The organism is Pelagicoccus sp. SDUM812002, from assembly GCF_031127835.1.
GTDB lineage: Bacteria > Verrucomicrobiota > Verrucomicrobiia > Opitutales > Opitutaceae > Pelagicoccus.
On the sequence record NZ_JARXHX010000038.1, the window covers coordinates 1 to 9,565 of the forward strand.

Genomic DNA, 9,565 nt, shown 5'->3' on the forward strand with positions numbered 1-9,565 from the left:
TGAGACTCCTCAAGTGTCGTCGCCCGCTCCTCGGTAGTGCCTTCTTGTGGCTAAAAACAGCACAACCTGATCCGACCATCCGAATTGATGGCCACCAAAAGGCGTTTAAAATCTAACCGATGGAGTACCTTCGCTATAACGAAGGCTGTTTCTCCTGAGGAAGGTACAAGGGTACTATGGTAGGCTTTTCAGAGTATCGGATTTCTGGGTACGGTTGGGGCGGTTAGGGTTTGTTTTAAGCGAGTGCCGATGGACTTGAGGGAGAAGGACTGGATCACTTGCTGGCGGGCGTTCGCGGAAAGCGCTTTCCTTAACTCTGGATCCTGCAAGAGGCGGGTCATCCCCCTTGCCAAGGCGGGGCTGTCGTCGGGGGGCACGAGGATGCCGCCGGAGGCTTCTCCATGGGGAAAGATGTCGGGGACTCCGGAGGCGGTGGTGGCGATGACGGGCAGCCCGCAGGCCATGGCTTCGGTGGGAGCCACAGGGAAGCCTTCGCGTCGCGACGGGAAGATGTAGAAGTCGGCGCTGTTGAGCAGCTCTCGCATATGGCTGCGGTCGAGGATGTAGCGGTCTATCCAGCGAACGCTCTCGGGGGCGTGGCAATCGATAAGGGCTCGCAGCTTCTCGCGGTCGGATCCGTTTCCGATGAGAAGCAAGAGCGGGGCTTCCGCGACTGCGGCTGCAGCGACGCTGGCCCAGGCCCGCAGGAGCGTATCCAGACCTTTGGTGTGGATGGCGACCCTTCCGTGCCAGACTGCGATGGTGGCTGCGGGCGGTAGGCCGTGTTTTTCCCGCAGGCTGGCTTTGTTTTCCAGCGGTTTCCAGAGCTCGGTATCGAGGGGGTTGGGAATGTCGTGCAGCTGGCTGGGGGGAACGGAATAGGTAGTGATGACCCGCCTCCGCTCTTGCCGGGGGGCCACGATTAACCCGTCTGCCCAGCGAACAGTGAGGGGGCGGATCCAGCTCTCCAAGCGACTGGCGGTCACGCTGCCACCCTGGAAGGAGGCGAAGACGGGGATGCCCAACAGCCGAGAGAGCAGGACGCAGACGTCGAAGCGGGTGTATTCGTACTCTTGGCAGATGAGGTGGGAGACGCGGTGGGCCTTGAGGGCGCGGGCGAGGGCTAGCGGGTCGGTGGCAAGGTAGGATGCGAGGCTGCTGGCGGTCTGGTGGAGGATGGTGAGGAGGGGGGCGATGCGGCGGAGCTTTGCGTGGCTGCAGCGGCGCTCGAGGGCTCGTGCGAGCTTGCGGGCAAACCGGTGGGTGGTCGGGCTGGGAAGCAGCAGTACCTTGCTGCCGGTGCGGGGATTTTCTCTGGTTTCAGCTTTCGAGACGGAAGTGGAGAAGCAGATGAACACGGTTTCGCACTGGTTGAGCTTGAGGGCTTCCCCATAGCCGAAGAGCCACCCGCCGGTCATCTCGCAGCAAAACTGGTCGAGAGATATGTTTGCGGTTTCGAGGAAGTCCTCGATGGCGTCACCCCAAGGGAGGATGGCGATGGTAGGAGGCGGCCGCTCGGTGGTCATGACGGCTGGGGGCTACTGCTTTACCCAGGCGTAGGCGATCTCGGTGCCTTTGGTCCGAGGGCGATGGGCGAGGTAGGCGAGAAAAGTTACGGGAAACAGGAGGCGACAGAGGAGGCGGCGTTTGCGGGTCGAAAGGTGGGAGAAGCTGATGTCGTGGGCGAGGGCGGTGACGGGGTTGATGAAGGAGGCGCTTTTGAGGTGCTGAAGGGGCATGCGCTCGATGAGGTCTTGCTCCTCGTAGCCGCGGCGCACGTGGCCCCATTCCTCGAAGAGGACTTCTTCCGTAGGGCAGAACTTTTTGAGGAAGGAGTAGTAGGGATATTTCCAATACAAGTTGGGTGTGCTGAGCAAGAGGTGGCCGCCCGGTTTGAGCACGCGCCTGGCTTCGTCCATGGCGGCTTGGTCGTTCGGGACGTGTTCGATCAGGTCGAACATGGTGATCATCTCGAAGCTGTTGTCCGGGAAAGGGAGCTGGGTGGCGTCTCCCTGTACGAAGGTGACGTTGGGCTTTTGGTTGCAGGGGGCTTCGGCGAAGCTGCCGTCGAGATCGAGGTTGGTGATGCGGGCCTGCGGATAGAGCAGGGAGGACAGCCCGCTTTGGCCGCCGCCCACTTCGAGGATTTCCTGGGGGCTTTGTTCGGGGGCGATGCGGTGGATGGCCCGCATCTTCTCCCGATAGAAGAACCCGATGGTGAGCGGGTGAGGGAAGGGATTCTGGGACAGGAATTGGCGGCGCGGGCTTTTTTTCATTTTATGGAAGCGGTTGCTTTTGTGCGGGAAGGGTGGCGAAAGGGTAAGCTTAGGCAGTAGGCGATTCCGCTCATGAAGCCTCGGATACTGGGCAGGAGGTTGGGCGTCTTCTGGATTCCAAGCAGGGTTAACACGCTGAGGCGGGTGTAGTACCAAGGCAAGGAGAGCAGCAGTCTGCGGAGGTCGCCAAGGTGGCCGAAATTGAGGAACTGTATGACGAGCGCGACGACATGCCCTTTCAGGTAGCTGCGCATTTGCTGGCTCAGCTCGGCCATGGTCTCCCGGTGGGTGTGGAATACGACGGCTCGCGGATCGTAGCGGATGTCGTGGCCGGACTCTAGGATGCGATACCACATCTCGGAGTCCTCGCTGCAGCCAGAGGCGCCTGCTCCGAGTCTTGGGTCGAAACCGCCGACCTTGGCGAAGATGGAGCGGCGGAAGGCCATGTTAGCCCCGGCTCCGATCTTCCAGACGGGCGCTCCTTTGCGCCGCATCGGGATGAGGAAGTTTTCACGGGTGTAGTGCCTCGGCCGATACCCCCAGCCGTCGCCTTCGGAATTTTTCTGGAACTCGATTTGGGCCTCGGTGCGAAGCTCGGCAGGCAGCATCAGTCCGGTGGTGGCCATGGTTTGCGAGTCGGCGAAGGAGTCGGCTATGGCCTTGATCCAATTAGTGGGCAGCCGAACGTCGTCATCCGTGTAGGAAATGATGGCTCCGCTCGCCGCTTCGATGCCTTTGTTCCGGGCCTGGCTGAGGCCTGGCTTCGGCTCGATGCAGTAATTGATATTCGGATACTTAGAAACGACGGCTTGGGTGGAGGAGTCGGTCGGGGCGTTGTCTACGACGATGGTCTCGAAAGGGGGCGGCTGTAGAGCTGCGACGGAATCAAGGGTCTTGGCGAGCGACTCCGCCCGGTTGCGAGTGCAGATGACCAGGGAGACAGATTCGGCGGCGGGAGACGAAGCGAGCGCGGAGGCCGAGAGCTTTTTCAGGATGCTTCCTTGGTCCAGCTCTGACTGGATCGCCTCGATGGAGGGAGGGCGATTGATGGCCTCGGGCTGGTAGAGAGAGGGGAGCTTGGCCTTGAAGCCTGCGAGGCGGAGTAAGTCGCCTACCGTGATGGCGGTCGTTTGGGCAGCGGCGTAGGCGACCCGGGAGGCCGGAGCTGGCAGCTCAGTGCAGAGGAGACGGTTGTGACCCAAGTAGGTTTCTCCGACGCGAAAGAGAAGGAAGACACCTTCGTTGGGGCCTCCTTGCGGGATGCTCTCAATGGGTGCGGCAAGATCGATCTCTACGATTTTAAATCGTGTCGTCGGAGCTGCGCTCGTGGGGCTACGGGCCTCCAGGTCGGAAGGGTCGGGTGCGTTCTGCGTTTTCATTCGGCAGGAATCCGGATTTGAGAGGAGCGGTCCGTCATGGGTTTGTCGATACGCTTCCCTGCGCAGCTCGGATTTTTTGCACCCTTTTTTGAGAACGGCTGTACTCGCCGCAGTAGCCGACAATGCCGCCCCAAAACTCCGCTAGCGACATGGAAAGCGGCAAGCTCCGCTTGACGATCGAATCTTTTAGAATATTTTTCAACGCGTATCGAATCCACCAGTACACGAGCGTGCGGAATCTATCTTTCATGACGGGATCGGCGGCGATGGATTTTTTTATGAAGGCCATGAAGCCAAGTCCCCATGTGTAGTACTGCCGGCGAAGTCCGCGCAGGTCCGAGCGGTGTTCGTGGTAGAGAAGGTAGAGCGGCTCGTAGGCGAGCGGGTAGCCGGCCCGGATCATCCGGTAGAAGATGTCGAGATCGCCTCCGCCGGGGAGAGGAGCTCCGGTATCGAGGGCTTCATCGAAACCGCCGATTTGCAGAAGACAGTCGCGCTTGAGGGTCATGTTGGCCCCGGCTCCGAAGATACCTGCTCCGCAAGGATAGAGCTCGTTGAAGGGGTTGTTGGACCCGTTGTATATGAGCTTTTCGCATCCTCTGCGGAAGCCGCCTCGCTGCTCGAAGAGAACCTGAGCTTCGGAATCGAGAACCAGCGGCAGGACGAGGCCGGTGATGGCGCCAACGCCTGGGTTTTCTTGGATAGCCTCGCGCAGGCCCTTCCACCAGAGTGGATCCAGTCGGGTGTCGTCGTCAACATAAGCGATGTAGTCTTTTTGGGATACGGCTAGAGCGCGATTTCGGGCGAAGTCCAGCCCGGCGAGCGGCTCTCTCACGTAGCGTACGGTGTCGAAAGTGCGGGTGACGTGTTCCGTCTCGTCGTTCTGCGGGGCGTTGTCCACCACCACCACTTCGAAGTCTTTCGGCAGGGGGGAAAGGTCCGCTATGGAGCGAAGGCAGCGCTTCAGCAGCTTCGAGCGATGGCGGGTGCAGATGGCGATGGTGAGCGATGGCTCTTCGCTCGGGGCCTCCTCTTCTATGGGCCGGAGGCGAATTTCGCGTCGCAAGGTATCAGCGATGAGCTCGCGCCCCGCTTTCTTGGCGACCAATGCCTTTAGATAGTGGGAGTCCAGGGCCGCTCCGGGGGAAGTTGCCTCGAGGTGGAAGGCGATCGGCCTTCCGCCGTTTCGAATCGTGAGGGCGATGCCAGACTGTTCGGCATCGAGCTGGATGTCCGTGATCGAGTCGGCAAGGTCGATTTGGCGCGTCGCGTACTTTACCACAGGGTGCTCTTTCCTTTGTCGGTGGGGCGGGCTTCTTCGTCGCTGGCCTTCTCCTCAGACAAGGACGATACGATGAATCGGGAGATGGGCCCTTGGTCGATGACCTTACCATGGTCGATGGAGATCGCTTGATCCGCTACGCGGGCGGTCGAGAGCCTGTGAGTGATAAGGAGGATGGTTGCGTTCTGGTCTGCCAAGGTGCGAATGGTTTCCCCGATGGTGTTCTCGGATTTGCCGTCCAAGGCGCTGGTCGGTTCATCTAGAATGATGAAGTCCGCTTTCTTGGCGATGGCTCGTGCAAGGGATAGTTTTTGAGCCTGCCCTCCGGAAAGACGAGCGCCCCGGTCGCCGACTTTCGTATCGTAGCCATGGGGCAGGCTCGTGATGAAGGTATGGGCGTCCGCCAGCTTTGCCGCTTGCTCGATTTCCTCGTTGGAAATGTGTGGGCAGGCATAGCGGATGTTGTCTCGAATCGAACTGTTGAAGAGGTAGATGTCTTGGCTCACCACGGCGACCCGTTCCCGCCATGACTCGACCTGGAAAGAGTCCAGGGGGCTCCCGTCTATCAGGATGGTTCCGGAGTCAGGCTGGTAGAGGCGAAGCAGGAGCTTGACGATGGTGGTCTTGCCAGCGCCCGAGGGGCCGACCAGTGCCGTAACCTTCGACTGCTGCAAGCCGAAGTTGACTTGCTCGAGCACCGCTGGGTCCTGCGGCGTGTAGCGGAAGGAGACGTTTTGGAACTGAATGGAGTCCTTGAGGGAATGGAAAGCGGGAGCGGTGGAATCCGACTGCTCAATGGTGGGAACCTCCAGGATGGACTGGATCTCCTCGATCGCAGCGGCTTGGCTGGCCAGCGACATGCGGCAGGCGTCCAAGGCTTGGATCTTTGGCTGTAGCCGAAAAAGCACTACAGCGAAAATGATGGTGGACGGAAGGGGCGTTTCTGCGAGGCTTGCCGTGAGTATGATTCCGACGAAAATGTATGCTGATACCGCTTCGTAAACTGGGTTCACGGAAGCTCCGTAGATCGCCAGCCGATTGAATATCTTCCTTACCCGCTGAGATATTTTTTCGAAGGCGTCGATGGACTCCTTTTCTCGAGAAAAGGTTCTGATGGTGGTCATGCCATCGAAGCCCTCTACCATCTGATGCATCAGTTCAGTGTTTGCTGCAGTGGCCTCCGCCCCGATCGCTTTCACCTTGCGGGAGGCGAAACTAAAGAGGAATGCGAGGATGCCCATGACCGCCAGAACGGTGATCGCCAGTATTGCTGATATGAGGAAAAGAAGAGAGAGGTAAACCAAAGCGGTGAATGATATAATGGTGGCTTTGATGAGGGTCGAGACGGCGTCGCTCGTGCGCCAGGTTTCGCTCGCCAAAGCGTTGTACATCTTGTCGTGGTTTGCGGCTTCCCACTTTTCGTAGGGCAGTCTCATGAAATGGGCGAAGAGGCGTCGGCGTAGCTCGTGGCCGATCCTCGATGATATGCGACTAAAGCAAACGTCGTTCACGGAGGTGAGCACGGCCTTGATGGTGATCGCCAAAGCAACCAGGAGGGAGGACACGACCAGAACATGTTCGTCCAACCAATCGTCGTACAGGTTGAACAACGGGGAGATTTGGGTGGCGGCGTTCGAATCGGGATCGCTCAAGGCTCCCAGCAGAGGGACGAAGAGCGTGATTCCGATACCTTCTGAAAGGGCGGCCGCGAACCCGACCAGTACGCTCGTGATCGCCAGCCGAGGATGGGCGTAGATAAGGGGGAGCAGAATGGATACGCCTTTTTTTCGTTGATGCATTTGTTCGAAACCCAAGGTGGTCTGTATCCTTATTGCTTCTATTTTAGCCTTAGCAATACTGGGCTTAAGAGTCTTCCGTAATTTGGTTGCGTAATTAAGTTCGAAACCGGGGGGATTCGAGGTTTCGCCTTGACGCCACCGTTTCGGGGTGAGCTGGGAGGTGTCAGGGAGCGTGCTTTTTGTTTGAGGTCAAGGCGCTTCATCAGGATCTGATCGATACCCTCTCGGATGCCTAGAGTGCCATCTCCACGCGGTCGCTACAATCGAATCGATGTCCGGGAACTGCGGTTGCCACCCCAGCTCATTTCGGGCCTTGGAGCTGTCAGCGTAGGCGGCGGGAACGTCGCCATCGCGCCTCGGCTCGATATGGTAATGAACTTTCCGAGCCGAGGCTTTCTCCACTGCGGTTACGATTTGCAGTACGCTCGTCGGCTTTTCTGTACCCAAATTATAGATATGGATTTTTCCTGCCTCCTGCAGCTTTGGAAAAGCTAAAACGTGTGCCGCCGATATGTCGTCGACATGGACGTAGTCGCGCAAGCAGGTTCCGTCTGGCGTGTCATAGTCGTTACCAAATATGGCGAGCGATTTGCGCTGCCCGAGGGCGCACTGGATTGCGATCGGTATGAGGTGGGTCTCCGGGGAGTGGTCCTCTCCGATCTCTCCGCTCGACGCAGCCCCGGACGCATTGAAATAACGAAAGATTGCAGCGCTGAATCCGTAGGCTTTTGAGCAGTAGTCCAGCAAGCTCTCGAAGCCAGCTTTGGTATGCCCGTATGCGCTGATGGGATACGGGCTAGCTGACTCCGATAGAGGTGAGGGTGAGCTATCTCCGAAGATGGTGCAGGAAGAACTGAATACAATCTTTCGCACCCCGGCATCTTTCATGGCGCGAAGCAGGGCAATCGATTTAGCCGTGTTGTTTTCGAAATAGAGAAGCGGGTCCTGCATCGATTCGCCGACGTAGGCGTAAGCAGCGAAGTGCATAACGATCTCTATCTCCTCCCGAATCAAGACATCGTGAACGAGTCCGTAGTCTCCGAGGTCGCCCTCGATCACGGTCACTGTATCGGGGAGGGCGTCCGCGTGGCCGCGCCGCAGGTTGTCGAACACGATAGGCGTATGCCCTGTTTTTTCCAGTAACCGAACGCAATGGCTTCCGATATAGCCAGCTCCGCCCACCACAAGTACATTCATAGGTGGATCAAGCGTCCCTTGGATTGTCGGGATTCGTGGTCTTGCCGTGGCAGCTCCTGTTCGTTCAGGGGGCGTATCTCATTCATGTCTTTGGGGGTTCGTGAAAGGGAGTGTTAAACGGCTCAGTTCGGACGCAGCTTATGTAATTTGATTAATCCAAGTCTTATCGGAGCGTTTTGGAGCTTCTCAAGCGGATTGTTTGAGGGAGCGAGGCGGAAGGGATCGTTGCGAGGAATGAGGCCGAAGATCGGGTATTGGCGTCTTCGAAGGCGGCTTGCCGGTCGGCGAGGTGACTATTTGAGGCCGCGGATTTGTGGGTTGAGCTCGCTGAGCTCGAATTCTTGCGTGTTAATTTGTGGGATGGTATCAGGCTTTCCCTTACGCACGCCGTGTGGCGCATGATTTTGACCGTTGAGCTCAATTACCACTTGTGGTTTAGCGAAGTTGCGGTCAATACTGAGCACAATAAGGAATTTCCTACACTCTGGTACGCTCAGTGCTATTCCTCCAAGGAGTAAATCTTCATCCAAACGCTTGCTGATCCACATGAAACTTCATAAGACTCTTACCGCAATCGCCGCGCTTGCTTCGGCCGCGCTCGGCTTCTCCGCGACAGGCGATAGCCTGTTTTTTATCACTTTTGACTTCGACTCGGGCACCGCCCCTACTGTGACAGATCCTGCGGGAGCGTTTGCTTCCGTGAGCGATTTCACGGGTGGTGCGGTTTCTGGAGGAGCCATGACAGCTAACCTGACCTCTGGTTCACCAGCGTCGTTCTCGTTCGACTTCAACCTAGCTGACAACTTCGTCGCATCAATCATGGGCATCGGCTACGGAGCCAACTATGCGGGTTCGATTGCCGCCATCACTGGTGTTGACTACGGAGGGCTTCTGCTCGGTGGTGACGTAATCACGGGTGGTCAAAGCAAGGACGTCGGTATCTTGCCTTCGATCAATGGCCTAACCGGATCCAACACGCTTACTTTCGAAGCAGTTGGTTTTGACGGCACTGTTGCCCTCGAAGATTTCCAAGTCTTCGGAATGATCTCAGCAGTACCCGAGCCTTCTACCGTGATTCTCGGTGGAATGGGCGGTATCATGGCCTTCGTAATGATGCGCCGCCGTCGCCAAGCCGCCGTCCAGGCAGCGTAACGCTTAAGGTACCCAATCAATTTTAGCCCTGTCTCTCAGCGAGAGGCAGGGCTTTTTTGTGGCCAGTCCAGATGGGCAGTAGCGGTTGCTGTTCGGATCCGGTTGTGCTGGTTTTTAGCCACGAGAAGGCACGAAAAATCACTACCGAGGAGCGGGGCGACGACACTTGAGGAGTCTCACGACGAAACAAAAGATCCTGCATTGGGAGCTCCGTTATAACGTAGCTCAAGAAACCCCGCCTTCGTTATAGCGAAGGTCCTTCATCGGTTAGATTTTTAGCGCCTTTTGGTGGCCATCAATCTCGGATGGTCGGATCTGAATTCAGACACTCCCGCACTGGTTGGTTCTTAACATCGTGGCTTTGCCACTGGATCCACTCGCCTAGGCTCGCGGGCAAGATCCTGTCTGCGACAGGGCAGGTTTTGATCAGGTTGAGTGGTTCGTAACCGCGGATGGACGCGAATAAACGCGGATGGTTGG

At 57.8% G+C, this 9,565-nt stretch carries 9 protein-coding genes; 1 reads left to right on the top strand and 8 read right to left on the bottom strand.

Going from position 1 to position 9,565, the window contains the following annotated elements; all coding sequences use genetic code 11:
• Nucleotides 1–188: 188 nt before the first annotated feature.
• From QEH53_RS24500 to QEH53_RS24530, 7 genes are all read right to left on the bottom strand, one after another.
• The gene (locus tag QEH53_RS24500; RefSeq protein WP_309025581.1) at nt 189–1,526 is read right to left on the bottom strand and encodes a glycosyltransferase family 4 protein; all 1,338 of its coding nucleotides are present in this window, start codon (nt 1,524–1,526) and stop codon (nt 189–191) included.
• A 12-nt stretch (nt 1,527–1,538) separates the two neighbouring features.
• Nucleotides 1,539–2,276 (bottom strand): class I SAM-dependent methyltransferase, encoded by a 738-nt coding sequence (locus tag QEH53_RS24505; RefSeq protein WP_309025582.1) that lies wholly within the window; start codon nt 2,274–2,276, stop codon nt 1,539–1,541.
• Nucleotides 2,273–3,655, bottom strand: a complete 1,383-nt coding sequence (locus tag QEH53_RS24510) for a glycosyltransferase (RefSeq protein ID WP_309025583.1) — start codon at nt 3,653–3,655, stop codon at nt 2,273–2,275. Before QEH53_RS24510 ends, QEH53_RS24505 begins: the two co-directional genes overlap by 4 nt.
• A gap of 34 nt (nt 3,656–3,689) precedes the next feature.
• A complete protein-coding gene (locus tag QEH53_RS24515) occupies nt 3,690–4,937 on the bottom strand; it encodes a glycosyltransferase (RefSeq protein WP_309025584.1) in 1,248 nt (415 codons plus the stop codon).
• Nucleotides 4,931–6,736: an ABC transporter ATP-binding protein gene (locus QEH53_RS24520; RefSeq protein WP_309025585.1), complete on the bottom strand. Its 1,806-nt coding sequence runs from the start codon at nt 6,734–6,736 to the stop codon at nt 4,931–4,933. Before QEH53_RS24520 ends, QEH53_RS24515 begins: the two co-directional genes overlap by 7 nt.
• A 189-nt stretch (nt 6,737–6,925) precedes the next feature.
• On the bottom strand, nt 6,926–7,933 hold the full coding sequence (gene galE, locus QEH53_RS24525) for a UDP-glucose 4-epimerase GalE (RefSeq protein WP_309025586.1): 1,008 nt from the start codon (nt 7,931–7,933) through the stop codon (nt 6,926–6,928).
• 293 nt (nt 7,934–8,226) lie between these two features.
• Nucleotides 8,227–8,481, bottom strand: coding sequence for a hypothetical protein (locus QEH53_RS24530; protein ID WP_309025587.1), 255 nt, complete (start codon nt 8,479–8,481; stop codon nt 8,227–8,229).
• On the opposite strand from QEH53_RS24530, the gene QEH53_RS24535 reads away from it, so the two are divergent.
• Nucleotides 8,480–9,085 carry a PEP-CTERM sorting domain-containing protein gene (locus tag QEH53_RS24535; protein WP_309025588.1) on the top strand — a complete coding sequence of 202 codons (606 nt, stop codon included), beginning with the start codon at nt 8,480–8,482 and terminating at the stop codon, nt 9,083–9,085. The genes QEH53_RS24530 and QEH53_RS24535 overlap by 2 nt on opposite strands.
• A gap of 295 nt (nt 9,086–9,380) precedes the next feature.
• On the opposite strand, the gene QEH53_RS24540 is transcribed toward QEH53_RS24535, so the two are convergent.
• Nucleotides 9,381–9,565 (bottom strand): hypothetical protein (locus QEH53_RS24540; RefSeq protein ID WP_309025589.1); only part of this gene is annotated, 185 nt, incomplete at its 5' end.

Excerpts from the sequence above, each read along its gene's own strand:
- QEH53_RS24500 (WP_309025581.1), bottom strand. The coding sequence starts at position 1,526 with ATGACCACCGAGCGGCCGCCTCCTACCATCGCCATCCTCCCTTGGGGT.
- QEH53_RS24505 (WP_309025582.1), bottom strand. The coding sequence starts at position 2,276 with ATGAAAAAAAGCCCGCGCCGCCAATTCCTGTCCCAGAATCCCTTCCCT.
- QEH53_RS24510 (WP_309025583.1), bottom strand. The coding sequence starts at position 3,655 with ATGAAAACGCAGAACGCACCCGACCCTTCCGACCTGGAGGCCCGTAGC.
- QEH53_RS24520 (WP_309025585.1), bottom strand. The coding sequence starts at position 6,736 with ATGCATCAACGAAAAAAAGGCGTATCCATTCTGCTCCCCCTTATCTAC.
- galE (WP_309025586.1), bottom strand. The coding sequence starts at position 7,933 with ATGAATGTACTTGTGGTGGGCGGAGCTGGCTATATCGGAAGCCATTGC.
- QEH53_RS24535 (WP_309025588.1), top strand. The coding sequence starts at position 8,480 with ATGAAACTTCATAAGACTCTTACCGCAATCGCCGCGCTTGCTTCGGCC.
- QEH53_RS24530 (WP_309025587.1), bottom strand. The coding sequence starts at position 8,481 with ATGTGGATCAGCAAGCGTTTGGATGAAGATTTACTCCTTGGAGGAATA.